This window comes from Mesorhizobium qingshengii, from assembly GCF_900103325.1.
Classification (GTDB): Bacteria; Pseudomonadota; Alphaproteobacteria; order Rhizobiales; family Rhizobiaceae; genus Mesorhizobium; species Mesorhizobium qingshengii.
Map to the genome: position 1 here is coordinate 136,166 of NZ_FMXM01000011.1, position 26,575 is coordinate 162,740.

The 26,575-nt window shown below is 64.0% G+C and carries 18 protein-coding genes; 10 read left to right on the forward strand and 8 right to left on the reverse strand.

The annotated features are described in order from the left end of the window. Window positions 1-24: 24 nt before the first annotated feature. Window positions 25-1,503 (reverse strand): esterase-like activity of phytase family protein, encoded by a 1,479-nt coding sequence (locus BLS48_RS18760; RefSeq protein ID WP_091580386.1) that lies wholly within the window; start codon window positions 1,501-1,503, stop codon window positions 25-27. A 303-nt stretch (window positions 1,504-1,806) separates the two neighbouring features. On the opposite strand from BLS48_RS18760, the gene BLS48_RS18765 reads away from it, so the two are divergent. The 3 genes from BLS48_RS18765 to BLS48_RS18775 all read left to right on the forward strand — a co-directional run bounded on the left by BLS48_RS18765 (window position 1,807) and on the right by BLS48_RS18775 (window position 6,181). Further along, the gene (locus tag BLS48_RS18765; RefSeq protein ID WP_091580389.1) at window positions 1,807-4,221 is read left to right on the forward strand and encodes a GcvT family protein; all 2,415 of its coding nucleotides are present in this window, start codon (window positions 1,807-1,809) and stop codon (window positions 4,219-4,221) included. A gap of 12 nt (window positions 4,222-4,233) precedes the next feature. Next, on the forward strand, window positions 4,234-5,787 hold the full coding sequence (locus tag BLS48_RS18770) for a trimethylamine methyltransferase family protein (RefSeq protein ID WP_091580391.1): 1,554 nt from the start codon (window positions 4,234-4,236) through the stop codon (window positions 5,785-5,787). 79 nt (window positions 5,788-5,866) lie between these two features. Then, a complete protein-coding gene (locus tag BLS48_RS18775) occupies window positions 5,867-6,181 on the forward strand; it encodes a ferritin family protein (RefSeq protein ID WP_091580394.1) in 315 nt (104 codons plus the stop codon). A 37-nt stretch (window positions 6,182-6,218) separates the two neighbouring features. Here the strand turns inward: BLS48_RS18775 and BLS48_RS18780 are convergent, their stop codons facing one another. Continuing rightward, entirely contained in the window at window positions 6,219-7,244 is a 1,026-nt protein-coding gene (locus BLS48_RS18780; protein ID WP_091580602.1) for a LacI family DNA-binding transcriptional regulator, read from the reverse strand. Window positions 7,245-7,438: 194 nt separating this feature from the next. Here BLS48_RS18780 and BLS48_RS18785 point away from each other — a divergent pair, with 194 nt between their 5' ends. The 5 genes from BLS48_RS18785 to BLS48_RS18805 all read left to right on the forward strand — a co-directional run bounded on the left by BLS48_RS18785 (window position 7,439) and on the right by BLS48_RS18805 (window position 12,419). Further along, complete coding sequence (locus BLS48_RS18785) at window positions 7,439-8,473, forward strand: Gfo/Idh/MocA family protein (RefSeq protein ID WP_091580396.1); 1,035 nt, start codon at window positions 7,439-7,441, stop codon at window positions 8,471-8,473. Continuing rightward, entirely contained in the window at window positions 8,473-9,378 is a 906-nt protein-coding gene (locus BLS48_RS18790) for a sugar phosphate isomerase/epimerase family protein (RefSeq protein WP_208604642.1), read from the forward strand. Before BLS48_RS18785 ends, BLS48_RS18790 begins: the two co-directional genes overlap by 1 nt. A 102-nt stretch (window positions 9,379-9,480) precedes the next feature. Further along, window positions 9,481-10,488, forward strand: a complete 1,008-nt coding sequence (locus BLS48_RS18795) for a substrate-binding domain-containing protein (protein ID WP_091580400.1) — start codon at window positions 9,481-9,483, stop codon at window positions 10,486-10,488. Between the two features lie 87 nt (window positions 10,489-10,575). Beyond that, window positions 10,576-11,373, forward strand: coding sequence for an ATP-binding cassette domain-containing protein (locus BLS48_RS18800; protein ID WP_091580403.1), 798 nt, complete (start codon window positions 10,576-10,578; stop codon window positions 11,371-11,373). After that, a complete protein-coding gene (locus BLS48_RS18805; RefSeq protein ID WP_091580405.1) occupies window positions 11,370-12,419 on the forward strand; it encodes an ABC transporter permease in 1,050 nt (349 codons plus the stop codon). Before BLS48_RS18800 ends, BLS48_RS18805 begins: the two co-directional genes overlap by 4 nt. A 25-nt stretch (window positions 12,420-12,444) precedes the next feature. Here BLS48_RS18805 and BLS48_RS18810 read toward each other — a convergent pair whose 3' ends face one another. Genes BLS48_RS18810 through BLS48_RS18820 form a run of 3 tightly spaced genes read right to left on the reverse strand, consistent with a single transcriptional unit; the run spans window position 12,445 to window position 17,587 of the window. Further along, complete coding sequence (locus tag BLS48_RS18810) at window positions 12,445-15,258, reverse strand: DUF3131 domain-containing protein (protein ID WP_167365142.1); 2,814 nt, start codon at window positions 15,256-15,258, stop codon at window positions 12,445-12,447. Window positions 15,259-15,260: 2 nt separating this feature from the next. Then, complete coding sequence (locus BLS48_RS18815) at window positions 15,261-16,532, reverse strand: glycosyltransferase family 2 protein (protein ID WP_091580411.1); 1,272 nt, start codon at window positions 16,530-16,532, stop codon at window positions 15,261-15,263. Further along, the gene (locus BLS48_RS18820; RefSeq protein WP_167365143.1) at window positions 16,529-17,587 is read right to left on the reverse strand and encodes an NAD-dependent epimerase/dehydratase family protein; all 1,059 of its coding nucleotides are present in this window, start codon (window positions 17,585-17,587) and stop codon (window positions 16,529-16,531) included. Before BLS48_RS18820 ends, BLS48_RS18815 begins: the two co-directional genes overlap by 4 nt. 449 nt (window positions 17,588-18,036) lie before the next feature. Between BLS48_RS18820 and BLS48_RS18825 the strand changes: the two genes are divergently transcribed. Beyond that, a complete protein-coding gene (locus BLS48_RS18825; protein ID WP_091580416.1) occupies window positions 18,037-19,386 on the forward strand; it encodes a nucleotide sugar dehydrogenase in 1,350 nt (449 codons plus the stop codon). Window positions 19,387-19,400: 14 nt separating this feature from the next. On the opposite strand, the gene BLS48_RS18830 is transcribed toward BLS48_RS18825, so the two are convergent. Beyond that, window positions 19,401-20,468, reverse strand: coding sequence for an endo-1,4-beta-xylanase (locus BLS48_RS18830; protein ID WP_342028520.1), 1,068 nt, complete (start codon window positions 20,466-20,468; stop codon window positions 19,401-19,403). After that, window positions 20,465-23,140 (reverse strand): ATP-dependent helicase, encoded by a 2,676-nt coding sequence (locus BLS48_RS35965; protein WP_208604643.1) that lies wholly within the window; start codon window positions 23,138-23,140, stop codon window positions 20,465-20,467. Before BLS48_RS35965 ends, BLS48_RS18830 begins: the two co-directional genes overlap by 4 nt. 259 nt (window positions 23,141-23,399) lie before the next feature. Between BLS48_RS35965 and BLS48_RS18845 the strand changes: the two genes are divergently transcribed. Further along, on the forward strand, window positions 23,400-25,715 hold the full coding sequence (locus BLS48_RS18845) for a glucose/quinate/shikimate family membrane-bound PQQ-dependent dehydrogenase (RefSeq protein WP_091580422.1): 2,316 nt from the start codon (window positions 23,400-23,402) through the stop codon (window positions 25,713-25,715). A gap of 39 nt (window positions 25,716-25,754) precedes the next feature. Here the strand turns inward: BLS48_RS18845 and BLS48_RS18850 are convergent, their stop codons facing one another. Then, window positions 25,755-26,189, reverse strand: coding sequence for a hypothetical protein (locus BLS48_RS18850; RefSeq protein WP_091580424.1), 435 nt, complete (start codon window positions 26,187-26,189; stop codon window positions 25,755-25,757). Between the last annotated feature and the right edge of the window lie 386 nt (window positions 26,190-26,575).

Sequence of the window (26,575 nt, forward strand, 5' to 3'; positions counted from 1 at the left end):
AGCGCGCCCGCCCTGCAGTGATCGCTACTTCCTGGCGAGGCCGGGAAGCGTGACCTGATAGACCAGGAACATGGTGTCGACATTGGCGCCGTCATCGGCCTTGTAGGATGCGCCGGCCTGGAAACCGTCCTGGGTGAGGAAGTCGTTGTCATTGGCGACGAACAGGAAATAGTCGTCGGGCAGCTTCGGGTCGAGCACGCTGACCACCGACATCGCCTCCCACTTCTCCGAGAGGTTGTTCCTGTCGTTGGGCGCGCCATTGTGCAGGCCGAAGCGGCCGAGCTCGCCCTTGTCGTTGATGTCGATGAACGGCGTCAGCCTGGCCGGCGTCACTGACGGGTCGACAACGCCTTTGGGCGCGACCGGCTTGTCGGCGGCGTCGAAAGGACCGCCAGCGATGTCGGTTGCCGCGGAGAGATCGACGATGTTGATCTCGCGGTAGAGCGAGGTGTCGCCTTTCAGCCCCTGGCCGTTGTTGCTGTCGCGCGTGATCATCAGAAACGCCGTGTCCGACAGCGCCACGATCTCACTTTGCGCGGCCACCTTGGTCTTGCCCTTGGCATCCTTGAACACTGGCAGCGGCACGACATATTCGTGTGTCAGCTTCAGGTGGGAAAGGTCCGACGCGTCATAGACCAGCGCCCTGGTGTTCTGGCGGGTTGCCCCGGAATCGCCGCCATCCTGCCTCGCCGCCGATTGCAGCACGGCGATCAGGAACTTGCCGTCCGGCGTCATCGCCATGCCTTCGAGGCCCTGGTTGTTCTGGCGGCCGGTGTCGGGATCCTTGGGATCGGGGTCGGCAGCGCCGGGGCCGGGGTTGTCCGAGGAGAAGTTCGGTGCACCCTTGCGCATCGGCACCAGTGCAGCCGGCGGCTGGGTCGCCGACATCAGGCGGCCTTCGGCGGAAAACCGGTAGATGTTCGGACCATACTCGTCGGAGATGAACATCGAGCCGTCGGGCAGCCGCACGATCGCCTCGTTGTCGAGCGCGAGCTTGCCATTGGTGGCGACGGGCAGCATCGGCAGGTCGCCGCTTGCCGCACGCACATCCGACAACGGATCGAGCCCGGTGGTGTCCGCGCCCTTGTCGTCGGTGAGAAGCAGGCTGTCGGCCAGCGTCGCCTTGACGCCTGTCTGCTCCTGGCCGGCAGTAGGAGCGGCACCCGGCGCGACGGGGGAGAACTCGATGCCGATGGTGTTGAGACGCGGCCGGTAGTCGGTGGTGCCGGCGACATTGTAGCCGCGATCCGGCAGCAGCCAAAGCGAACCCTTGTAGCCAGACGCATCATGCGTCCAGCCTGATGTGTCGATCGCCATGCCGGAGCCCGAGCCGAACGTCTCGCCGAACTTGTCGCGCTGACCGGCCGGGATGCGGCCGACGCCGACCAGGCCCTTGTTGACGAGGCCGCCGACGGTCGCGGTGCTGTCGGCGAGCGCCGGCGTCAAGGCGGCGAACAATGCCAGCGCGACGCCAAGCGAGGCGGTTCGGTACAGGTGTTTCATGGATGATCCTCTTGTGACAAGCGAGCCGGAGCGGCCGAAGGATGAAAGCTGAAAGAGGTGGCACATCGACGATGCCGCGCGCGCCTCTCCAAAAGCGGTCTACGGCGCGAACGTGATGCTTGCGTGACAGCGCGCCACGCATGCCCGCCGACTTGCTCCCGCGCTGATAAAACCGTGCGCTGGCGCGACAGAATTGGTCACCCCGTCACGCATCGGTTCGACCAGGCATGATGTGTTCGTGCTGCACTGGACACTTATGTCCAGTGCATATATGGTGCTGCTTCTGACAGGGAGGGAGATGCCTTGGAGTCGCGCTACCGTGCAGTCGTCATCGGAGGTGGCGTGGTCGGCGCCTCGGTGCTCTATCATCTGACGCGGTTCGGCTGGAGCGATGTGGCGCTGATCGAGCGTGCCGAACTGACAGCCGGTTCGACATGGCACGCCGCGGCTGGTTTCCACGCGCTCAACGCCGACCCCAACGTCGCGGCGCTGCAGGATTACACCATCAACCTCTATCGCGAGATCGAGGCCGAATCCGGCCAGGACATCGGCCTGCACATGACCGGCGGCGTCAACATCGCCAGTGATCCCGCGCGCTGGGAATGGCTGAAATCGGCATGGGCGGTATTCCAGTCGGTCGGCATCGAGACAGCCCGCCTCGTAACACCGGAAGAGATCAAGGAAATCTGCCCGATCGTCGATGTCACGGGGGTGCTCGGCGGCCTGCATGATTCCAACGAAGGTCATCTCGATCCCTACGGAACGACGCATGCCTATGCGGGCGCCGCGAAGAAGCGCGGCGCCGACATCATCCTGCGCAACCGGGTCGTCGAGCTGAAGGCGCGCGCCGACGGAAGCTGGGACGTCGTCACTGAACAGGGCACCATCGTCGCCGAGCATGTCGTCAATGCGGGCGGGCTATGGGCAAAGCAGCTCGGCCGCATGGCCGGGGTCGACCTGCCGGTGACGCCGATGGAGCACCATTATTTCGTCACCGAGGACATCCCGGAGATCGCGGCGCTGGACCGGGAGATCGGCATCGCCGTCGACCTCGACGGCTTTTCCTACCTGCGGCAAGAGCGCAAGGGTGTGCTGCTCGGCGTCTATGAGCAGAATCCAAAACACTGGAACATGGATGGCGCGCCGTGGGATTACGGCATCGAGCTGATTCCGGAAGACATCGACCGCATCAGCCCGGAACTCGCCAAGGCGCATGAGCGCTTCCCTTGCCTGGCGACGGCCGGCATCCGCAAATGGGTCAACGGCGCCTTCACCTTCACCCCGGACGGCAATCCGATCGTCGGGCCAGTGCGTGGCCTCAGGAACTACTGGGTCGCCTGCGGCATCATGGCCGGCTTCAGCCAGGGTGGGGGCGTCGGCAAGTCGCTGGCCGAATGGATGATTTTCGGCGAGCCGCAGGCTGACATCTTCGGCATGGATATTGCCCGCTACGGCGCCTTCGCCGCCAACCGCTGTTATCTCAAGCAGACGACGCGGCAATTCTATTCGCGCCGTTTCGTCATGACCTTTCCCAACGAGCGGCTGCCGGCCGGCCGGCCACTGAAACGCCCCGGCGCCTATGACTGCATGAGCGCGGCAGGCTGCGAATGGACGGCGTCGTGGGGGCTGGAAATTCCGGCCTATTTCGCGCCGATGGGGTTTGCCGAGAACACGACGTTGCGGCGCTCCAACGCCTTCGACATTGTCGGCGACGAGGCGCTGCAGGCGCGGCGCGCTGCCGGCCTCGTCGATATCTCGGCCTATTCGCGCTATGCCGTGTCCGGGCCCGGCGCCGAGGCATGGCTCGACCGGCTGCTTGCCTGCAGGCTGCCGAAGCCGGGGCAGGCGAGGCTGGCGCCGATGCTCGGCCATGACGGGCGGCTCAAGGGCGACCTCACCGTCTTCAACTGGGGTGGCGGCGACTATTGGCTGATGGGCTCCTACTATCTCAGAGAATTCCACATGCGCTGGTTCGAGAGCCACGCGGCGGCGGGCGTCACCGTCACCGACCTTTCCGACACGATGAGCGGTTTCCTGCTGACTGGACCGAATGCGCGCAAGATCCTGGAGCGCTCGACGCATCAGGATGTGTCCGGCGTGGCACTGCCCCTCATGGCCTGCGGCGCATTCGACATCGGCATAGTGCAGGCTCGCGTGGCGCGGCTGTCGATCGCCGGCGAGCTCGGCTTCGAGATCAGTTGCCCGGTGACCATGCATGCCAGCCTGCGCGAGACACTGCTGGCCGCCGGCGAGGATCTCGGTTTGGCCGAGATCGGCTACTACGCGCTCAACGCGCTGCGGTTGGAGAAAAGCTTCGGCATCTGGTCGCGCGAATTCACGCAGGGCTACACGCCCGGCCAGACCGGTCTCGACCGCTTCATCGCTTTCGACAAGGGCGACTTCATCGGCCGCGCGGCGGCATTGAAGGAGCGCGATGGCGGCGCTGCTCGCCAATGCGTGGTGACCTTGGAAGTTGATGCCATCGATGCCGATGCCAGCGGCTTCGAGCCGGTCTGGCATCAGGGCCGGCGTGTCGGCTTCGTCACCTCCGGCGGTTACGGCTATGCGGTCGGCAAAAGCCTGGCGCTGGCGCTCGTCGACCGCGATTTCGCGGGCGAGGGCACCGCGCTTTCGGCGCATATCGTTGGCATAGAGCGGCCGGCGCGCGTCATCGCGGCCTCGCCCTACGATCCCTCGGGTAAGGTGATGCGGCAATGAGGAGGATTTCCGATGGTCGATGACGCGGCACGAGATAGCAGGCGCGAACGCCGGCGTGGACGGACCGGCGAGGCTGGATCGGAAACCAGCCGCCGGCCCAATTACCGCTCACTGAAGAACCCGTTCCTGCCGCAGCCGATCTTTTCGGATGATCAGGTTGCCGCGATCCACGACACGGCATTGCGCGTGCTGGAAGAGCTCGGCATCAAGGTGCTGCTGCCGCGGGCGCGTGAGGTTTTCGCCGACGCCGGCGCCCTGGTCGACCCGGACACCGACATGGTGCGCATCGGCCGCGACATGGTGACGGCGGCACTGGCCTCGGCGCCGAAGTCGATCCTCGCTCATGCCGGTTCTCGCCCCCGCGACCTCAGCCTCGAACTCGGCTCGATGACCTTTCTGGCCGGATGCGGGGCGCCGAACGTCACCGATCTCGAGCGCGGCAGGCGGCCGGGAACGCTGGCCGATTTCGAGGACCTGATCCGGCTGGTGCAGCATTTCGACGTGCTGCATATGCTGGGGCCCTGCATCGAGCCGCAGGATGTCGACAACCGCTTTCGCCACTATGCGGTCAACCGCGCGCAGCTGACGCTGTCCGACAAGTTTCCGTTCGTCTTCGCGCGCGGCACGCCGCAGGTCGAGGACGGCTTCGAGATGCTGCGGCTGGCGCGTGGCCTGTCGGAGGACGAGTTCCTGGCAAATGCCCATTGCTACACCGTCATCAACACCAACTCGCCGCGCCAGCTCGACATTCCGATGGCGCAAGGCATCATCGATTTCGCCAGGGCCGGGCAGGTCTCCGTCATCACCCCGTTCTGCCTGGCGGGCGCCATGGCGCCGATCACGGTCGCCGGCGCGCTGACGCTGCAGCATGCCGAAGCGCTGGCCGGGCTGACGCTGGCGCAGATCGTGCGGCCCGGCGCGCCGGTCGTCTACGGCTCCTTCTCCTCCAATGTCGACATGAAATCCGGGGCGCCGGCCTTCGGCACGCCGGAGCATGTCAAGGCGACGCTGGGCGCCGGCCAGCTGGCGCGCTTCACCGGACTGCCTTGGCGGTCCGGCGGCGGCAGCGCTGCCAACATCTCGGACGTGCAGGCAGCACATGAAACGCAGTTCGCGCTGTGGGGCTCGGTGCTGGCCGGGGCGACGATGTGCATCCACGCCGCCGGCTGGCTGGAGGGGGGCTTGAGCGTCTCCTTCGAGAAGATGATCACCGACATCGAGGCGCTGCAGACGGTGGCTGAACTGTGCATCGCGACGCCCGGCGACACCGATACGATCGGCTTCGAGGCGATCGCCGAAGTGCAGCCGGGCGGCCATTTCTTCTCGGCCGGCCACACGATGGCGCGCTACCGCACGGCTTTCTATGAGCCGCTGGTGGCCGACTGGTCGAACTTCGGCAACTGGACGCAAAGCGGATCGAAGACGGCGAGCGAGCGCGCCACCGGTGTCTGGAGACGCACACTTGCCGATTTCGTGCCGCCGGCTTCGGCTGTCGCTACCGCCGGCGTGCTCGATGAGTTCATCACGCGGCGCACCGCGGAGGGCGGAGCAGCACCGGTGTCGTGAGGCGGTGGCGGAATTGCAGCGATGAGGAGGAACCGGCGTCCTTCCCAGGCATTCATGGGAGTGAACCACGGAGGACGACATGGGTTTCGACCAGTATCACGAACCGCCTGAAGAACTGTCGCAGAAGGTACGGACCTTTGCCCGCATGATCACCTCGCTGATAGAGGAGGCGGAAGCGATCGGCTGGTACGAACAGCGCATGTCGGTGGAGAAGGACCCGCAGGCGCGCGCCATCATGAAGAACGCGCAGGGCGAGGAGTTCAAGCATTTCGGCATGGATCTCGAATTCCTGCTGCGCCAGAAAAAGGACTGGCGGGCGGAACTGAAGGAAATCCTGTTCACCACCGGCGATATCGTCAAGGCCGGCGAGAGAGGCGAGAAGAAGGTGGATTGAGGCCGCCGGCCTTTGACGTGGCAGCGGCTGCGTCAAATCAATCGCTGTCGCGCGCCACCAGTTCCAGCGGCCAGACCTCGCGGATGATGCGGGGACCTTCCGGACCGGCGAAGGCCGGGATCGAAGCCAGCAGCATTTCGGCCAGCCGCTGTCCCATCGGCTCCAGCGACGGACGGAAGGCGGTCAGCGCCGGGGAAAAATAGCGGCAAAGCGGCGTGTCGACGATGACGATCACTGCAATATCATGGCCGGGCCGGATGCCCATCTCGGCCAGCGCCTTGCAGCCGCCGAGCGCCATGGCGTCATTGTTGAAGATGATGGCGGTGGGCCGATCCTTGGAGAGCATTACGTCCGCCGTCACCTGATAGCCGCCGGCCTCGTTGATGAAGCCGTCGGCGATCAGGCCGGGGTCGACTTCAATGCCGTGCCGCTCCAGCGCCTTGCGATAGCCGTCCAGGAACAGGTAGCCGAAGTTGAGATCATGCGAAGGGCGGATGGCAGCGATGCGGCGATGGCCGCGCGCGACCAGCCGGTCGACGGCTTCATCACCCGCCCTCTCGAAATCGATATCGAGCGAAGGATAGGTGTCGCCGCCGGATTGACTTCGGCCAAGCGTTGCAAAAGGAAAGCCGGCCTTGCTGAGATAATCGATCCGATCGTCTTCCCGCCGTGTGTTGGCCAACACAACCGCGTCGGCTCGGCGCGTCTCAACCACACGGCGCAGCCTCTCCTGCTGATATTGGCCGGGCTCACCCATGACGACCATCAGATCCAGGTCATAGTCGGCGAGCCGCGCCTGCAGACCGGTCAGGAACGGGATGAAGAACGGTTCGCCATATTGCTGGTCGCCGGGATGCGGCTGCAGCATGAAGGCGATCGAACGGGTGGCGCCCTGGCGCAGGCTGCGGCCGGATTGGTTCGGCGAATAGTTGAGCTTTTTGGCCGCTTCGAGCACGCGCTGGCGGGTGTCGGCATTGACGTCGGCGCGGCCATTCAGCGCCCGCGACACGGTGCCGATCGAAATGTTCAGGTGACGCGCAAGGTCGTGGATGCTGGACGCCAAGGACAGTTCTCCCCCGACCTTGGCTAGCACCGGCTGCCGCTCAGGCCAAGGCTTCGGGATGATTTTCGCAGGCAGCCGATTGACATTCTACGCTATCGGGTGTGTTCTCGTAAACGTTTACGGAAAAACGTTTACGGTGATGCCGTGAATGCCGTGACATTCGGTCTGGAGGGACCGGACGGGAGGAATGCCGGATGATGAATGTCGTCCTCGTCGGCTGCGGAGCGATGAGCAGGCAGTGGCTCGATGCCGCCAGGCAGATCGACGGGCTTGCCATTGTCGGCCTTGTCGACCTCGACGCCGAACGGGCGAAGGCGCGGGCGCGCGAATACGATCTCACTAGGGCCGTCATCGGCACCAGCCTCGACGTCGTGCTCGACCAGACCCGGCCCGACGCCGTGTTCGACGTGGTGGTTCCCGCCGCCCGGCGCGCGGTTGCGTTCTCCGCCTTTGCCCATCATTGCCATTTGCTGACGGAAAAGCCGCTCGCCGACAGTCCGGAGAATGCGCGCGCCATCGTCGAGGCCGCGCGCCAAGCCGGGCGTGTCCATGCCGTCGTCCAGAACCGGCGCTATGTCGCCAATGTCAGGCGCATCAGGCGCTTTCTCGACTCCGGCGCCATCGGTGCCGCGACCAGCATCCATGCCGACTTCTTCGTCGCGCCGCATTTCGGCGGCTTTCGCGAGGAAATGGCGCATGTGCTGCTGCTCGACATGGCCATCCATACATTCGACGCCGCCCGCTACATGGTCGCCGGCGAACCGGCCGGCGTCTATTGCCAGGAATGGGAGCCGGCCAATTCCTGGTACCGGCAGGGATCGTCGGCAGCCGCGGTCTTCGATCTCGGCGGCGGCAAGCGGTTCACCTATGCCGGCTCCTGGTGCGCCGTCGGCTTCCGCACCAGCTGGGAAAGCACATGGCGCATCGTCGCCGAGCGCGGCAGCCTCATTTGGGATGGCAACGACGCGCTAAAGGCAGAGGTGGTGGTGCCGGGCCGCGACGGCCTGTTCGACAAAATCGAGGCGATCGAGGTTCCGCCGCTCGATCCAGCCGACCGCATCGGCGGCCATCTCGGCATCATCCAGGATTTCATGCGCGCGATCGAGACCGGCACCGAGCCGGAGACGCGCGGCACCGACAACATCAAGAGCCTGGCCATGGTCTTCGGCGCCATAGAGAGCGCCGAGACCGGGCGCCGGGTGGCGATCCCCACACAGGAAGGACAATGATGCCAAACCCGCTTCTCGACATCCGGATCGGCACCATGGTGCGGGCCAACCTCGATGATCCGGCCGCCTACATCAAGGCGATCCTGCCGCTGGGATTCGAGAGCATCCAGCCCTTCTTCTGGCAGACGCTGGGCGGCAAGGACCTGCCGCGCCTGGCCGGTCAGATCCGCGAGGCGATCGGCGATGCCGACGTCACAATGTCCTCGATCGGCGTCTTCGGCAATCCGCTGGAGAGCGGCGATGTCGATCGCGGCGTGCTCAAGGCCTGGGAAACGGTGATCGACAACGCGCATCTGTTCGGCGCCTCGACGGTCAGCGGCTTCACCGGTCGCCTCCGCGGCAAGCCGCTGCCGGAGAGCCTGCCGCGCTTCAAGGAAGTGTGGGGGCCGCTGGCAAAGCGCGCCGCCGACAAGGGCGTGCGCATCGCTTTCGAGAACTGCGCCATGGACGGCAACTGGGCTGGTGGAGACTGGAACATCGCCCACAACCCGGACGCCTGGGAGCTGATGTTCAACGAATTGCCCGATGAAAATCTCGGGCTGGAATGGGAGCCCTGCCACCAGCTCGTCTACCTGATCGACCCGATCCCGCAGATCCGCAAATGGGCGCCGCGCATCTTCCATGTCCACGGCAAGGACGCGACGGTCCGCTGGGACGTGATCCGCGAGCACGGCGTGTTCGGCCGCCTGCCGTTCGTCCAGATGCGCACACCGGGCTTTGGCGACAGCGACTGGACGAGGGTGATCAGCGAATTGCGGCTGGCCGGGTACAAGGGCGCCATCGACATCGAGGGCTGGCACGATCCGGTCTATCGCGGCGACCTCGAAATTACCGGTCAGGCGCGGGCGCTGGATTATCTCAAGCAATGCCGGGGAGGTGCCAGCTACCTGCAGAATCCGGCGTGAGTGCGGGCCGGCGGGAGGGCCGGCCAGCGAAGATTGCGGCGCACTGCCGAAGCGATCGTCGAAAACCCTCGGCTAGCGAGGAAACAAAGGGAGGATAAGTGCATGAGCATGACGATGAGAAGGACACTTCCGCGCTCGACCGTCGTGGCGGCGGCCACGGTGCTTGCCGCCGCAATCTCCACCTTGCCGGCGCGGGCGCTCGACGCTCAATGGTGCAAGGATGTTCACATCCGCTTCTTCGTCGGTGGCGCCGAGGGCGACGCCTTCGGCACCATCGTCTACAATGGCGCCAAGCAGGCGGCCGCCGATCTCGGACCGAAGGTCGACTACATCTTCTCCGGTTGGGACGTCGAAAAGATGGTGCAGCAATTGCGCGAGGCCGTCGCGGTCAAGCCCGGCGGTATCGCCATGATGGGCCATCCCGGTGATGACGCGATCATGCCGCTGGCCGAGCAGGCGCACAAGGACGGCATCAAGATGATGTACCAGAACGTGCCGGTGCCGAAGGTGACGGCGGCGTTCGGCGGCGGCTATGTCGGCGCCCAGCAGGAGCAGCAGGGCCGCGCGCTCGGTGCCGAGGCGTTCAAGCTGGCCGGGCTGAAGTCCGGTGACAAGGCGATCATGATCGGCCCGTTCGACAATGAGAGCCGGGGCGCACGCGAGCGTGGGACGGTGGCCGCGCTGAAAGAGGCCGGCGTCGACGTCATTCAAATCAATTCTGTACCCGAGTGGGCAGCCGATCCGAATCTCGCGATCCCGGTGATCACCGCTGCACTGCTCAACAATCCCACTGTGAAGGCGGTCGGCTATCCCGGTGGGCAGATGCTCGGCAATGTGCCGACCTACATGCAGGCCGCAGGGCGGAAGCCGGGCGATGTCTTCAATTTCGGCTTCGACACCAGCCCGCAGATCGTCGAGGGCTTCAAGGGCGGCTGGGTGCAGCTGACGGCCGACCAGCAGCCGTTCATGCAGGGCTATCTGCCGATCCTCAGCCTTTGCCAGCAAGTGGTGCTGGGGCTGGCGCCGATGAATGTCGACACCGGTGCCGGCTTCGTCACGCCGCAGAACTATGAGATCGTCTCAGAGCTCGCCAAGCAGGCGCTGCGCTGACCTCCCAAGGCTGCCGGCCGGGCCGAGCCCGGCCGGCAGGACTGCCGGCAACGAGGCCGGGATGCGACAACAGAAGCGAGGACCGCCATGGCCGAACGCATCATCGAATTGCGCGACATCAGCAAGTCCTATGGCCACGTCTATGCACTGGGCGGGGTCAATCTCAGCGTCGACCGCGGCGAGGTGGTCGGCCTGATCGGCGACAACGGCGCCGGCAAGTCGACGCTGATCAAGATCCTCTCCGGCGTGGTCAAGCCGACCAGCGGCGAAATCCTCATCCGCGGCAAGCCGGTGACCGGATGGAGCGCGGCGCGCTCGCGCGAAGCCGGCATCGAGACGGTGTTCCAGGACCGGGCGCTGGCCGTGCAGCAGACGATCGTGCGCAACATCTTCATGGGCCGCGAGCTCACCGGCTGGCTTGGCTGGCTGAAGGTCAGCAAGGAGATCGAGGAGGCCAGCCGGCTGATGCGCGAGATCGGCTTCACCTCGAAAGTGTTCACGCCGCATTCGATCGTCGGCCAGCTGTCGGGCGGCGAACGCCAGGGCGTGGCGATCGCGCGGGCCATCTACAAGCAGGCGGAACTGATCATCCTCGACGAGCCGACGACGGCACTGTCGCTGACCGAGACCGCCAAGGTATTTCATTTCGTGCGCCAGGTGCGGGCGAGCGGCCGCTCGATCCTGTTCATCGGCCACAACATCCACCACGTCTTCGACATCGCCGACCGCTTCGTGGTGCTCGATCGCGGCAAGGTGGCGCTGACGGCCGACCGGCGCGAGGTCAAGTCGGCGGAAGATCTCATCAACTTCATGGAAGACGTGGCGCATCCCGGCGGATTGCCGGGATTGCACGAGGCCGGTGACGTGGGGAGCGCAGCGCTGTGAGCAAGGCCATGGAACCCAATCTGCAGAACCCTCTCGGCGTGTCGCGCGGCGAGCCAGCCCGGAAAGAGTGGAAACACCCGTCCGATCACTGGCTGCGCGGTTTCGTCCTCGACAACCGCGCCGCACTCGGCACGCTCGGCGTGTTCATCGTCATGATGGCGGTGTTCATGATCGCCAACCCGACCGTCTTCACCACCTGGTACCTCTACAGTTCCGTGCTGACCACGCTGCCGGTGGCACTGTTCGTGGTGGTGCCTCTGGTCTTCGTCGTCACCTGCGGCGAGATCGACCTGTCGTTTCCGGCAACGATGGGTTTTGCTTCCTGGGTCTTCGCCCTGGTCGTGCAGGCCGGCTACGATCCGTTTCTCGGCACCGCCGCCGCGCTCGTCACCGGCATGCTGCTCGGTTTCCTGGTCGGCTCGCTGGTCGTCTATGGCGGGCTGTCATCGCTGATCGCCACGCTCGGCATGAATTTCCTGCTGCGCGGCCTGATCCAGATCATCAACGAGGGCAAGTCGATGGCGCTGACCAGCCTGGCCGACAGCTGGGCCTACAAGATTTTCTCCAGCCAGGTCTATGGCATTCCGGTGCAGATCTTCTGGGCCATCGCCTTCGTCGTGCTGTCGGCGATGCTCTATAACCGCCACCGCTTCGGTGCGCAGGTGAGGGTGGCCGGCGACAACCCCGACAGCGCCCAGCAGATGGGCATCGACGTCAAGCGTGTGCGGGTCAAGGTGTTCGTCTTTGTCGGCATCGGCGCCGCGATCGCCGGCACCTTTTCGGTGATGATCAACTTCACCTGGTGGCCGACGGCCGGCGACGGCTATCTCTTGCCGGTGCTGGCATCGGTGTTCGTCGGCGGTACGCCGACCTGGGGCGGCATCGGCACCGTTGTCGGTGGCGCGATCGGCGCCGTCACGGTCTCGTTCATCCAGACTGGCGTCGTGGCAGCGGGCTTGAGCGGCTTCTACGTCCAGTTCTTCAACGGGCTGATCATCATCCTGTCGCTGCTCGGCCATAAATGGAACCAGGCGCGCTATCGGTGAACAGCTGTTCGGAAGGCACCGGCCTTTAGGCTGCCCCCTCGGAAAGCAGGAGCGGCTTTCGCCCGCCAAGGATATAGGCGACGGCCTCGAGGATGATGCCGTTGGTGTTGATGTCGGTCACGGGGACGGCTTTGCCCGTCTTTTCCGAAATGCCGGAGGAGAATCCCATGCCGGGCATTTTCGCCTTGTTCCTGATCAGCTCGACGAGGGTGCTCGAATAGTCACCGGGACGCGCCGCATGCCAGAGATATGCACCCTTGGCGCTGACCAGGCGCAATGAATCAGCAAGTTTGGCTGCCTTGTCGGGCGCCGAGGTTTTCTGCGTATCGACGCTGAAGGTTCCTCCATTGTCGGTCAACTGATAGCCCTGGTAGGTGAAGTAGGGCGCGCCGGCCATGGCGGATTCGGTGACGCAGGTGGCTATTCCGGTTTCGCGGTAGCGCTTGAGCTGAGCCGCATAGAGGATATCGGCCATCAGGCGGCCATGCGGCGAACCGCCGAGCTCGATCTCCTCGGTGACATGCGGTTCGGTGGCGATGCGGCCCCGACGCTGGATTTCCGTCAGCGCGAGAACCGCGTCGTCCATGCTGTGGCCGGGATCCGTCATGCCGAAGACTGGCTTGATCTCTTCGCCCCAGAGGCTGTAGCCGCGACCGGCATAGCCGGCGTAGCTGTTCGCATGGACCGAAGAGATCCGGCCTTTGTCATTCACGATGTGCATTTCGCCGCCCTTGAGCACGGGCTTGAAGGACCAGCCGGACACGAGATCGAAAACAGGGAATGCGCCGGCTGTGTGGTTGTCGAGAATCTTGAGGGCAATCAGCAGGCGTCCGGTGTCGGCGCTGTCGAAGCCGTCGCGCTGGCCGTCTTGCGGTTTCAGCGCCCGCTCGGAGTGGGGCAATTTTCCGCCTGCATAGCGGAAATTCGTCTCTCCCAGGAACGCAATGATGCGGCTGATGGTCGTCTCGAATTCCGCTTGGCCGATGATGCCCAGGCGTTCGGCCGACAAGGCGGCGAGGATGTGCGATCCCACGTCCCACATCGTCGTGAACGGATAACCCGTCTGCTTGCCGAACTCGATCCATGACGTGGCCGGGACCATGCCGTTGTAGTTCTTCGCGCCCCAGTCGAAATAGCTCCAGGCCAGGGCCGCGTCCGCCTTCAGCACGCCGTCGTCCAGCGGATACGGATCCGGTCTCTTCCAGTCGCGCACGGATACATCGGCGCGCGCGCTTCGAATGAGATCGACCTTGGGCATCGCCGGACTGACGGCGCGGTAATATTCGTCGAAGTTCACGAGTTTCGTGCCGCGCTGGCTGGAAAGTTCGGCCAGCATGTCCAGGATCAATGCCTGCTTTTCAGGCGTATTGGCAGTGCCTGGATGGATGCAGAACACCGCATCGTTCTCGGTGCCAAAATAGTCGAGCACCTGCTGCTTGGTGAAATAGGGAAGGTCGGGGGTCCAGGCCTTCTCGAATTTCATCGTGTTCGAGACATGCAGGATGCCGCGACTGTCGAGGCCGCTGAACCGGCGCAGATCGCCTTTTTCGGCGCTGAAAACAGGTGTCCCGGTGGCAGCCAGCGCATTCAGCGTGTTGTCGTCGAAGGCGTCGTTGGGCGGGATGTAGGAGATCGGGAACTTGCCCGTCGAGCGATAGACCTCGCTTATGCCGTCCCTGATCAGGTCGAAATCCTTTTGCGACGAATTGCCGAGCAGTTCCTGCGGCGTGTGGTTCCAGCCATGCGCGGCGATGTCGTAGTGCTTTTCCGGCAGCATGGCGCGCAGAAATGCCTTGCTTTTTTCATCCTTGGACAAAAGGCCCGACCGCGGCGACGGGATTATCGCATCGGTAACGGGGTAACCGTCCTCGATCAGCCCGTAGACAAAAGCCATGTGGCTCGGGTCGGTGTCGGTGTCCAGCCTGAGATCATCGACCCGGACGACGATGAGGCGGCTGGTCTGCTTGCTCTGGACGTAGAGTTTCTTCGGCAGAATGCCCCGCACCTTGCCCGTCGATATGGCGGAAAGAACTGCTTGTGCGACATTGGCTGCGTAATCCGCGAGATCGCGGTCGCCGAGGCCTGCCAACGCGGCAAACGGAACATCGACAACGATCGGATTGCCGCCGGCAGCCAGGCCGGCGATGTTCGCGCCGAGGGTGGGCACGTCCATCGGTGCTGCTCCCGCGACCGCCGGTCTGGTCGAGGTCAGGACGGAGGCGAAGACGTTGACCAGGTCGGTGGTGGTGCTCCAGTAGCCGCCATCCTCGGGCTGCAGCCTGACCTTGTCCTCGAGCCCGCCACGCAGCCTGATGAGCGAACGGATTCCGGCCGCGCGCAGCGACGACGCGTCCTGGTGCGAGCGCAGCGGCGAATTGGTTGTCATCGTCAGAGCCGTGATCACGGCCTTCGACTGATATCTCTGGTATTCGTTGACGAGGTAGGAAAACGCGGCCTGGATGTCGCTGGCCTGCCGTGCCTGGAAGTACGGATCGTCCGACGTGATGGTGTTTATGTGCGCGCCGAATTCGATACCGTCCGTATTGAGCAGGGCCGTCTGGCGCAGCCATTTGGCCACTTCGGAATTGTAATCGAGCAAATTGCCCGCGGGATCGACGGGCGCGACCGTGACAAGGATCGGCACCTTGCGGGTCAGGAACGCATCGGTAAGCGCAGCGAGCCGGGCAGACTTTGCCGTGGCATCGAGCCCGCTGATCGTCACGATCAGTGGGTTGGGCAATTTCTCGGCGGCCTCGGTTCGCGAAATGCCCTTGCCCGCCAATGCCAGCAGCGGCATCGCCAGGCCACCAAGAACAGCGGTGCGACGGGTTATGTTCATCTCTACCTCCCTGCGGGAACGACCGCCGTGTATCGTTCCGGGCTGACCCAACGGCCATCGGATTGCACGGAGAATGACTTGAACAGCGCGCGCAGGAAGAGCGCTGCGTCGAGAAGCCGAATGACCGGGAACGCGATGCCGTAGAGGAGCATGCTCGGCCGGCATTCGATGACTGCCACAACAAAGGTGAGCGCGTAATCGACGGCGAGAAACAGTGCCAGGAGGCCAAGCGGCGATACGGGGTGCACGGCGAGTTCGCTTAGCGAGAGGGCTGGTGTTTCGACGCCCGTCGCCAGATAGAGGATGGCGGCCAAAGGGAGCGCCAGCGCAAAAAGCGAGATGACGAGCAGTTCCGCAAGCAGACCGCCCAGCGATAGCCAGAAGCGGCTCGGCCAGATCCCGTGGCGCCGCACTGTCTGCCAGAAACCGAGATACCAGCGCTGAACCTGCTTGCGGTAATCGTCGAGGGTGAACGGATCTTCCGACGAGCACCGCGCCTTGGGCGAATAGGCAACGCGGCCCAGCCCTTTGCGCTGAACCTCGAAGGTCATGTTGAAATCCTCGATGACGAGGCCGGGCGCCGTGATGTCGATCTGGCGCAGGGCACTCGCGCGGTAGATGCTGGCGAAGCCGGGCGCGATGTAGCTGACATTCGTCCATTTCCAGGACTGCCCGTACTGGAACGCCGTCTGCAGGATGCGGTAGAGGCGCGTCCTGTACGCTGCATAGAGCATATCCATGCTCGGCCAGCGCTGTTCGCGCCAGCGCGACAACACGTGGCCCGCCACTGCCGCCACGTTCGGATCATCGAATAACGGCAAGGCATGTTCGAAATAGTGCCGGTCGATTTCCGAATCCGCGTCCTGGATCAGCACGGCCTGGTAACGATCGCACAGGCGATAGTGGTTGATTGCCTTGTCGATCGCCTTGGCCTTGCCGCCATTCGGCTGGATGTCGAGCGCCCGGCAGCCGGCGGCGCGCGCGATGGCGACGGTGGCGTCGCGAGACCCGTCGCTGGCGACGAAGATCTGTCTTGCCGGAATGATCGCCGTCAGAGCCGCAATGCATTTCGGCAGCGCAATTTCTTCGTTGTGGGCCGGAATGACGACGGCAACATCGGCAATGCCGATTGCGGTCGGATTTTCGATACGCCTTCCCGAGCCGATCTCGGCGACAAACCTGGCGAGGCCGACCGCGCACCAGAACGCGATGTTGATGCCGAGCGACGCGCTCAGCACCATCATCAGGACGTTGGCCGCGGCGACGTCGGTCATGGCAAGGTCTGCCACTGAGGATGGGGACCGGAGGGGCGACGTTCGACCAAGGCGGGACGTTTGACCTGGGGGGCGTTGTTCGTGACCCGACGGGCCTCGATGGACGCCAGCAGATCCCGGTGGCTTTGGCGGATGCCGTCCGCGAGTGCCACCTGCTGGCGCCAGCCCAGCGCCTGTATCTTGGTGGTGTCGGGCCAGCGGCCACGATGATCGGCAATGAAGTGCTTTTCGAAGACGGCCTTGCCGAGAAGACCGGTTGCTGTTTTCACCAGCTGGAACAGCTCGCGGATGGTGATCTGCGTGGCGCCGCCGATGTTGTAGACCTCGGCGCTTTCGCCCTTTTCCATCACCGTCAGCAGGCCGCGTACGAGATCGTCGACATGCAGGAAGGTGCGGGTCTGGCTGCCATCGCCATAGATCGGCACCGGCTTGCCGGCGATCAGCCGCGACAGCATCTGCGGGACGACACGCTGGTCGTCCGGCGACATTGCGGGACCATAGGTGTTGAAGATGCGCACGATGCGAACGTCGACGTTGTGCTTGCGCCCCCAGAAGCGGGTCAGGGCTTCGCCGAAGCGTTTTCCCTCCTCATAGGGACTGCGCGGGCCGACGGGATCGACCTTTCCGACATAGCTTTCCGGCTGCGGGAAAATCTCGGGGTCGCCATAGGCCTCCGCCGTACTGGCAAAGAGATATTTGGCCTTCGACCGGCGAGCCACCTTCAGCAGGTTCAGCCCGCCGAGGGACGAGGCCATCAGCATTTCTTCACCGAGCAGCGCGATGTTGGGAACGCCTGTCGGACAGGCCAGGTTGTAGACGTGGCTGTAGCGGCGACGCAACAGGCGACTGCATGAAGCGGCATCGGCGATGTCGAGCTTCAGGAAACGGAATTTCGGATACCGCGCAAGATCCGCGACATTGGATTTTCGACCGGTCGAAAAGTTGTCGGCACAGTCGACGGAGGCGCCCTGTTCGAGAAGGCGGCGGGCGAGGTTGGTTCCCACAAATCCGGCTCCGCCAGCGATCAGGCACTTGAGCTCTTTGGTTTTGTTCATATGGGCAATCCAGCATTGAGTGCGGGGGAAATCGCACTTAATCGTTGTGCGCTTTTCGCATGAAAAGAACATTTCCACAGGCAATGCAACTAATCGTTAACGATATGGTCAACGGCTTTGGTTAATTACGCCGCTGTAATCATTATGTTTTTTTGAGCAACCGGCATTATGTGCGCTATCTTGCAACAATGGTGTCCGAAAATGGAACACCGATGAGGCTTGACAAGCCGATGCTTCCGTAGCAGCCGAAAAGCTCGTTTTCCCACCTCCTGCGCCATTCGCAGGGCGGGAATCCTTCCCGGAATTCAAACTGGCACAAAGGTTGCGCTTTGCCCTGTGGGCGCGAACCGCGACGCCAGTCAGCCTGTCCAGCTTCCCGAGCATCGCGGCTCGTAAAACTTCAAGATACAGCGTCGGAACACGTCCGCTGTATGAGCAGGAGGCGTGACATGACGGTACTGGTCGGGCAATCGCGAGGAGCGGTGCTCCTTTCAAAACTGGAAATGCGTACAGCCACGATCGGCGTCGTGGGTCTCGGCTATGTCGGCCTGCCGTTGGCGGCGGCGACGGCGCGCGCCGGCTTTAAGGTGATCGGCTTCGACGTCGACAACAGCAAGGTCGAAAAGCTGAAGACCGGCCGCTCCTATATCGGCGCGGTCACGGACGAGACGCTACAGTCCGTCATGTCGGATGGGTCGTTCAGGCCGACATCCGACTTTGCGGCTTTCGCTGAATGCGATGTCGTTTCCATATGCGTGCCGACGCCGCTGACCAAGCAGCGCGAGCCCGACCTATCCTTTGTCGAGAACACGACGCGCGCCATCGCCGCGCATTTGAGAAAGGACCAGCTGATCGTTCTTGAATCCACCACCTATCCCGGAACCACGGATGAGGTGATGAAGCCGATCCTCGAAGCGGGGGGCTATCGATCGGGGCGTGACTTCTTTCTCGGCTATTCTCCCGAACGCGAAGATCCGGGCAGCGCCGGATTCGAAACCACGACCATTCCCAAGGTTGTCGCCGGAGATGGTCCGGTCGCGGCCGCGCTGGTTGCGCAGTTCTATGGCGCGATCGTCGACAAGGTCGTTCCTGTTTCCAGCATCAAGGTCGCCGAAGTGGTGAAGCTCACCGAGAACATTTTCCGAGCGGTCAATATCGCCCTGGTCAATGAGCTCAAGGTGATCTACGGCGCCATGGGCATCGACATCTGGGAAGTGATCGAGGCGGCAAAGACCAAGCCGTTCGGCTACATGCCTTTCTACCCCGGGCCCGGGCTTGGCGGCCACTGCATACCGATCGACCCGTTCTATTTGACATGGAAGTCGCGTGAGTTCGAAGTGTCGACGAAATTCATCGAGCTCGCCGGCGAGATCAATGTCTCGATGCCGCATTACGTGATGACGAAGCTGACGGAAGCGCTCGACACGCATCTTGGCCTGCCGCTCAGCCAGGCGTCCATCCTCATCGTCGGCGTCGCCTACAAGAAGAACGTTTCCGACGTTCGCGAAAGCCCGGCGCTGAAGCTGATCGAATTGCTGGAAACGCGCGCTGCCGACATCGCCTATCACGACCCTCACGTTGCGCGCATCCCAAAGACACGCAAGCACCCGACACTTGCCGGCAAGAACTGCATCCGGCTCAGCCGTGATTCCATCGGCGCCTATGACGCCGTGGTCATCGTCACCGATCATGACGGGATCGACTACGGCTTGTTGGCCAACCATTCGCGGCTGATCATCGACACGCGCAACGCCATGCAGCGCAACGGCATTGTCTGTGATCGGGTGGTCAAGGCCTAGTCCTGCGGCGGCTCTCAGCGTGGCGGTGCGTTCAGCAATGCGCGCACCACCGCGTCAAAAGCCGGCTTCGGCTGAAGCCGTTCGTCGAAGAGGGCCGGGCGCGCCTTGCCGGATCGGCGCCTTTCCCGGGTCTGGCGCCGAACCACCCAATTGTCGAAATCCGAGATACCCCAGAACACCAGGCGCTTGACGGCCGGTCGGCTCAATACCGCTGCCAGGAACTCTTCGTAGTAGGCTGCGACTTCAACGTCGCGAACCGCAATGTCGGCGGGCATGATGGAGTCGTTGACGTCGAGTTCCGAAATGAAGACGTCGAGACCGAGATCCGCCAACAGGTCGATGAAGCGCACCGTGGATTCGGCCGACGCCTTGCGGATCGACGACAGATGGCCCTGGATGCCGATCGCATGCAGCGGGCTGCCCATGACCTTGATCTGCTCGATCAGCCGCAACATGTTGTCCCGCTTGGTCTGAGACCAATCGGTGGCGCATTCCAGATTGTAATCGTTGAGGGCGAGGCGCGCGGCAGGGGCACAATCCCCGGCGAGGCGCAGGCAGTAGTCGATGAACCGCAGCCCGAAGGTCTGGACGAAAAATTCGTCGCGCAACGGTGCCTGCTCCCCGACGATCTCGTTGAAGACATCCCACGAGATCGCCTGGGGGTAGTGTTGCATGACATCGCCGATGAAGCCGCCATAGCTGCGCTTCACCCGCTCGAAGTTTTCACTTTGCGCCCAGCGGATCGGCTCTTCGTGCCAGAACAGCGTATGGCCGTGGAATGCCATGTCGTTGGAAGCCGCGAAGCCGGCGATCGCATCCGCCGGACCGAAATTGTACGGCGCGGCACGGCGTGGGCGCAGAAATCGTGGCTTCAACTGCCATTCGGGCACGATCAGCCGGCAGTGATGCGCAAGTAGCCTGCGATACCGCGGATCGGCATGTCCGGAAAACGCGCAGCCGATCTCCAGTCCACGGGACTTTCCCAATTCGCCGAGCGATAGGCCGGAACAATCCAGAGCCGTTGCCCGCTGGGTTTCGATATCTGGGGGCGGGGAGGCAACATGGGGCACCGCCCGTTTCACACCGCCGCCACGAACCCGTCCAGCACGCGTTTCTGGCCGGCCTTGTCGAAGTCGATGGTCAGCTTGTTGCCTTCGATGGCGGAAATGTTGCCGTTGCCGAATTTCTGGTGGAAGACGCGGTCGCCGACGCTGAAGGCCGATGGTTTGTCGGCGACGGATTTGGCGACCAGTTCGCCGTCGATGGTGCGGCCCTTGACCGAGGTGCGGCCGGCACCATAGCCGGAATCGGTTTCGCCATAGCCGATGCGTTCGACCTGGTGGCCGGAGCGCGAGCCCCAGTTGCGGTCGGTTGCCTCGGTGCGGTTGGCCTGCGCGCGCTGCCAGCCCGGCGTCGCGTAGGTGTTGGAGAAGGCGCCGGATTTTTCCGCGCCGCCATTGTTGCCGCCGACGCTGTCGAAGCGCGAGGCGCCGTAGGGGTTCTGTCTGCCTGCACCCTGGCCGCCACGGCCCGGGGCGAATGAGCCGCCGCCATAGGAATTGCCGTAGCCGCCATAGGAGTTGCCGCTTTCGGCGACCTCGACATGGGCTTCCGGCAGTTCATCGAGGAAGCGCGATGGTATGGTCGATTGCCAAAGGCCGTGGATGCGGCGGTTGGAAACGAACCACAGATGCAGGTTCTTCTTGGCGCGGGTCAGGCCGACATAGGCAAGCCTGCGCTCTTCCTCCAGCCCGGAACGGCCACCTTCATCGAGCGCGCGCTGGTGCGGGAACAGGCCTTCCTCCCAGCCGGGCAGGAAGACGGTCTCGAATTCGAGGCCCTTGGCCGAATGCAGCGTCATGATGTTGACGGCGTCGAGCTCGGCGTTCTGCTCGGCGTCCATGACCAGCGCGACATGCTCGAGGAAGGAGCGCAGCGATTCGTACTCCTCCATGGAGCGGATCAACTCCTTGAGGTTCTCCAGCCGGCCCGGGGCTTCAACCGAGCGGTCGTTCTTCCACATGTCGGTGTAGCCGCTCTCTTCGAGGATGGTCTCGGCAAGCTCGGTGTGCGGCGTGGTCTCCAGCGCCTTCTGCCAGCGCTCGAAATTGGCCGATACCTCGCGCAATGCGGCGCGCGGTTTCGGCTTCAATTCGTCGCTTTCGGCCAGCTTGGCGGCGGCTTCAAGCATCGGCACGCGAAGCGCGCGGGCCGTGTCGTGGATCTGGCGGATGGTGGCTTCGCCCAGCCCGCGCTTGGGCACGTTTACGATACGCTCGAAGGCAAGGTCGTCGGCGCCTTGCGCGACGACACGGAAGAAGGCGAGCGCGTCGCGGATTTCCATGCGCTCGTAGAAGCGCGGGCCTCCGATGACGCGGTAGTTGAGGCCGAGCGTGACGAAGCGGTCCTCGAACTCGCGCATCTGGAAGGACGCGCGCACCAGGATGGCCATGTCGTTGAGATTGTGCTTCTGGCGCTGATAGGCCTCGATGGTCTCGCCGACGGCGCGGGCTTCCTCCTCGGAATCCCAGGCGGCGTGGACATGCACCTTGCCGTCCTCGGGCTCATCGCGGTCGGTGAACAGCGTCTTGCCGAAGCGGCCCTCATTGTGGGCGATGAGATGGGAGGCTGCACCCAGTATGTGTGCGGTGGAGCGGTAGTTGCGCTCCAGCCGGATGATGGTGGCGCCGGGAAAATCCTTGTCGAAGCGCAGGATGTTGTCGATCTCCGCGCCGCGCCAGCCATAGATCGACTGATCGTCGTCGCCGACACAGCAGATATTGACCTTGTTATCGCTCACGGCCGCACGCGAGCTTCGCTCGCTGGCCTCCGCGGGGGCGGCCTGGCCGGCCGACGCCCGGTCGGGCTTGCGGCCTTCGGCCGGTCGCAGATCCGTCGATGTCGTGGGGCGTCCAGCATCCGGCCGCTGGGCCAGCAGGCGTAGCCACATGTACTGGGCGGTGTTGGTGTCCTGATACTCGTCGACGAGGATGTATTTGAAGCGCTTGTGGTACTCTTTCAACACATCCGGATTGGCGCGGAAGATGCGGATCGGGTGGCAGAGCAGATCGCCGAAGTCGCAGGCGTTCAGCGTCTGCAGCCGCGCCTGATAGGCCTTGTAGAGTTCGCGGCCCTTGCCGTTGGCGAAGGCGCGGGCGTCGCCCTCGGCGATGTCGGCCGGCCCTTGCCCCTTGTTCTTCCAGCCGTCGATCATCTGCGCGAACTGCTTGGCCGGCCAGCGCTTGTCGTCGAGCCCTTCGGCCTGGATCAACTGCTTGATCAGCCGCACGACATCGTCGGTGTCGAGGATGGTGAAGTCGGATCTCAAGCCCGCCAGTTCGGCGTGGCGGCGCAGCAGCTTGACGCCGATCGAGTGGAAGGTGCCGAGCCACGGCATGCCCTCGACCGCTTCGCCAACCAGATGACCGATGCGGGTCTTCATTTCGCGCGCGGCCTTGTTGGTGAAGGTCACCGCGAGGATCTGCGACGGGAAGGCCTTGCCGGTGGCGAGGATGTGGGCGATGCGGGTGGTCAAGACACGCGTCTTGCCAGTGCCGGCGCCTGCCAGCACCAGAACCGGGCCCTCGGTGGTTTCCACCGCCAGCCGCTGCTCAGGGTTCAACCCCTTCAGATAGTCCGGCGCGCTGTTGTGGCCACTGCGGGCCGCCATGGCGCGCGCGGCAATGCCCGACGGGGCCGTGGGCCGCGCATTGGGTTCGTCAAAAAAGGGCATGTCTTCGGAAAAGCCGGACATCTTCCCCCCGAATGTAGTGATTCGGCGGCGAAAGGCCAGAAGTGTCTACGTTTTGTTCTGGTAAAGTGCGGTATCCGGCCGCTCATCCTGTGCAACAACCGGCGTGGTGAACAAACGCCAGCGGAATGGGCGCCACCAGGGCGTGTGGTGGGCGCTTGACAGGCGCGGCAGGCGGGGGAAAGTTGTGTCCGGGACGGGGACGCAATGCCGGGTTGCCCATGGCCGCGCCGCGGAGCGCAACAGTCGAAGGAGTATCATCTTGGCTGTCACCATCACCTCCCTCATTCTCTTCCTCATCGGCTTGGCACTTGGCGGCGGCGGCATCCGCCTCGCGATGCTGGGCGGCAGCTGGTACTACATCATCGCCAGTCTCGCCTTCCTGGTCGCCGCCTGGCTGCTTTACCGGCGGAGATCCATCGCGTTGTGGCTTTACGCGGCGATCGTGCTCGGCACGCTGGCCTGGGCGGTCTGGGAAACCGGCTTCGACTGGTGGGAACTGGGTCCGCGCGGCGGCATCATCGTGCTGGTGGCGCTGTGGCTGTTGACGCCATGGGCGAGGCGGGGCCTTGCCGGGCCTGACGGCAGGGCGCCGCTCATTCTTGCCGTGCTGGCGTCACTGGCGGTGGCCGGCTATTCGATGACGACGGACCCAAAGGACATTGCCGGCGAACTCGACACCGACAAGGTGATTCCCAACGCCAATCTTGGCGGCGACGTGCCGGCCGGCGAGTGGCACTTCTATGGCCGCACGCCGTTCGGGCAGCGCTATTCGCAGCTCGACCAGATCACGCCGGACAATGTCGCCAGCCTGCAGCAGGCCTGGATCTATCGCACCGGCGATGTGAAGGGACCGGACGATGTCGGCGAGACCACCTATCAGGTGACGCCGCTCAAGATCGGCGACACGCTCTATATCTGCACGCCGCACAATTTCGCCATCGCCATCGACGCCGCGACCGGCAAGGAGAAATGGCGCTACGATCCCAAGATCAAGCTCGACAAGGACCGCCAGCACCAGACCTGCCGGGGCGTTTCCTACTATGCCGATGCAGCCATCGCCGCCGGCCAGCCCTGCGGAAACCGCGTCTATCTGCCGACCTCGGACGCGCGGCTGATCGCGCTGGACGCCGCAAACGGGCAGGTCTGTCCCGCCTTTGCCGCGGGCGGCACGCTGAACCTCTTGACCAACATGCCCTATCCGAAGTCGGGCTATTATTACTCGACATCGGCGCCGCTGATCGTGGGTGGCAAGATCATCGTCGGCGGCGCGGTCAACGACAATTATTCGACGCAGGAGCCGTCCGGCGTCATCCGTGCGTATGACGTCACCACCGGCAAGCTGCTGTGGAACTGGGATTCCGGCAATCCGGATCAGACGACGCCGCTGACGGCTGGGCAGACCTACACTGCCAACTCGCCCAACATGTGGTCGACGCCGAGCGCCGACGAGAAGCTTGGGCTGCTCTACGTGCCGCTCGGCAACCAGACGCCGGACCAGCTCGGCGCCGGACGCAGCGCCAATGTCGAGAAATTCTCGTCCTCGATCACCGCGCTCGATCTCAACACCGGGCAGTTGAAATGGGTGCGGCAGACGGTGCACCATGACCTCTGGGACATGGATGTGCCGGCGCAGCCGAGCTTGATCGATATCACCAGGGCCGACGGCACCGTCGTGCCGGCGCTGGTCGGACCGACCAAGCAGGGCGATCTCTATGTGCTCGACCGGCGCACCGGCGAGCCGGTGGTTGCGGTCAAGGAAGTGCCGGCGCCCGGCGGCGCCATTGAAGGCGACCACACGTCCCCGACCCAGCCGGCATCGGACCTCTCCTTCAATCCGAAGCCACTGACAGGTGCCGACATGTGGGGCATCACCATGTTCGACCAACTGGCATGCCGGATCGAATTCCAGGGCCTGCTCTACGAAGGCCGCTATACGCCGCCTTCCGTACAGGGCTCGCTGATCTATCCCGGCAATTTCGGCACGTTCAACTGGGGTGGCGTGGCGGTTGATCCGGTCCGGCAGGTGATGTTCGGCATGCCGACCTATCTGGCGTTCAAGTCGCAGCTCATTCCGCGCGATCAGGTACCGCCGCCGGACGAGGGGCGCGGCAGCGAACAGGGGCTCAACCGCAACGAGGGCGCTCCCTATGCGGTGGTGATGGGCCCGTTCCTGTCACCGCTCGGCGTTCCCTGCCAGGCGCCGCCCTGGGGCTATGTCGCTGGCGTGGATCTGAGGACCGGCGCAATCGCATACAAGCATCGCAACGGCACCGTCTACGACATGACGCCGCTGCCGCTGCCGCTGAAGGTCGGCGTGCCGGGCATTGGCGGGCCGATGATCACCGCCGGCGGGGTCGCCTTCCTGGGTGCCGCGGTCGACGACTATCTGCGCGCCTACGACCTGACATCGGGCAAGCAACTGTGGCAGGCGCGGCTTCCGGCCGGCGGACAGTCGACGCCGATGACCTACACGGTGGCCGACGGACGCCAGTTCGTGGTCATCGTCGCCGGTGGCCACGGCTCGGTCGGCACCAAGCCGGGAGATTATGTGATGGCTTACGCACTGCCAAAATAGGGGTGCCCTACCTCGATGCCGTGTCGTCTTGGCGACGTCTTAGCCAAGCCCGAGATGGCTCTTCAGGCTGGGCACCGAGCCGAGCACCTGGTTGGTGAGGTCGGGGCCGGCGGCCGCTTCGGCCTGCTGGACCAGCGTCTCGCCAGCCTTCTGGATCTGTGCAAAATCGAGCCCGGATGCCTTGAGCGCGGCGAGGCCGTTGACCAGCGCGCCGGCCTTCTCGCCGAGAACGCCGCCAAGCGCGCCCTGCAGCGATGAGAGGAAGCCGCCACCACTGGCTGGGGCGGCGGCCATCACGTCATACTGGTGGGCAAGGTCGTCGGCGCCGGGGATCTTGGCGAAGAACGACGAGGCGCTGGTGCCTTCCGCCTCATGTTCAAGGACCGAGAAAATGGTGCCGACGACCTTCTCGGTCGTCGCCTGGTCGAGACCCGCTTTTTGCGAGACGGTGTTGACGATATCCTGGACGTTCATGGTCTCACCTCAACCTTGGGTTTTCGTGTCGGTACGCCGGTTCCGTTCACCGCGGACCCAGACCAACCATCGCCTGCCTGCATTCACAACCATCGAGCGCAGTGCCAGGGCGGAAGCCACGGCAAGGACGAACGCGCTGGCGAGCATCGGGGAAGGCAAGGTCATCGGTGTCGCTCCTTCTGGGGCGGGACGTGAAGGTACACGGCAAGGTGCCATCGATAGCAGGGAGTTTCTCTTACTATTGTGGCAGGGCCTGAAGGATTTGTCGCCGATGACCAAAAAGTGATGACGGGGGCGCCCGTGGCACCGGCTTTGCTGGCCGCGCGGCATGGCTGCCGGTCGACGCCTGGAGGCGATCGATGGCCGGGTGAATGCACGACTGGACC

What these genes read in the sequence shown, in the direction of transcription:
- BLS48_RS18775 (WP_091580394.1), top strand. Translation starts at nt 5,867, where the DNA reads ATGGGTTTCGACCAGTATCACGAACCGCCTGAAGAACTGTCGCAGAAG.
- BLS48_RS18790 (WP_208604642.1), top strand. Translation starts at nt 8,473, where the DNA reads ATGCCAAACCCGCTTCTCGACATCCGGATCGGCACCATGGTGCGGGCC.
- BLS48_RS18785 (WP_091580396.1), top strand. Translation starts at nt 7,439, where the DNA reads ATGATGAATGTCGTCCTCGTCGGCTGCGGAGCGATGAGCAGGCAGTGG.
- BLS48_RS18820 (WP_167365143.1), bottom strand. Translation starts at nt 17,587, where the DNA reads ATGAACAAAACCAAAGAGCTCAAGTGCCTGATCGCTGGCGGAGCCGGA.
- BLS48_RS18815 (WP_091580411.1), bottom strand. Translation starts at nt 16,532, where the DNA reads ATGACCGACGTCGCCGCGGCCAACGTCCTGATGATGGTGCTGAGCGCG.
- BLS48_RS18770 (WP_091580391.1), top strand. Translation starts at nt 4,234, where the DNA reads ATGGTCGATGACGCGGCACGAGATAGCAGGCGCGAACGCCGGCGTGGA.
- BLS48_RS18810 (WP_167365142.1), bottom strand. Translation starts at nt 15,258, where the DNA reads ATGAACATAACCCGTCGCACCGCTGTTCTTGGTGGCCTGGCGATGCCG.
- BLS48_RS18760 (WP_091580386.1), bottom strand. Translation starts at nt 1,503, where the DNA reads ATGAAACACCTGTACCGAACCGCCTCGCTTGGCGTCGCGCTGGCATTG.
- BLS48_RS18795 (WP_091580400.1), top strand. Translation starts at nt 9,481, where the DNA reads ATGAGCATGACGATGAGAAGGACACTTCCGCGCTCGACCGTCGTGGCG.
- BLS48_RS35965 (WP_208604643.1), bottom strand. Translation starts at nt 23,140, where the DNA reads ATGTCCGGCTTTTCCGAAGACATGCCCTTTTTTGACGAACCCAATGCG.
- BLS48_RS18850 (WP_091580424.1), bottom strand. Translation starts at nt 26,189, where the DNA reads ATGAACGTCCAGGATATCGTCAACACCGTCTCGCAAAAAGCGGGTCTC.
- BLS48_RS18825 (WP_091580416.1), top strand. Translation starts at nt 18,037, where the DNA reads ATGACGGTACTGGTCGGGCAATCGCGAGGAGCGGTGCTCCTTTCAAAA.
- BLS48_RS18800 (WP_091580403.1), top strand. Translation starts at nt 10,576, where the DNA reads ATGGCCGAACGCATCATCGAATTGCGCGACATCAGCAAGTCCTATGGC.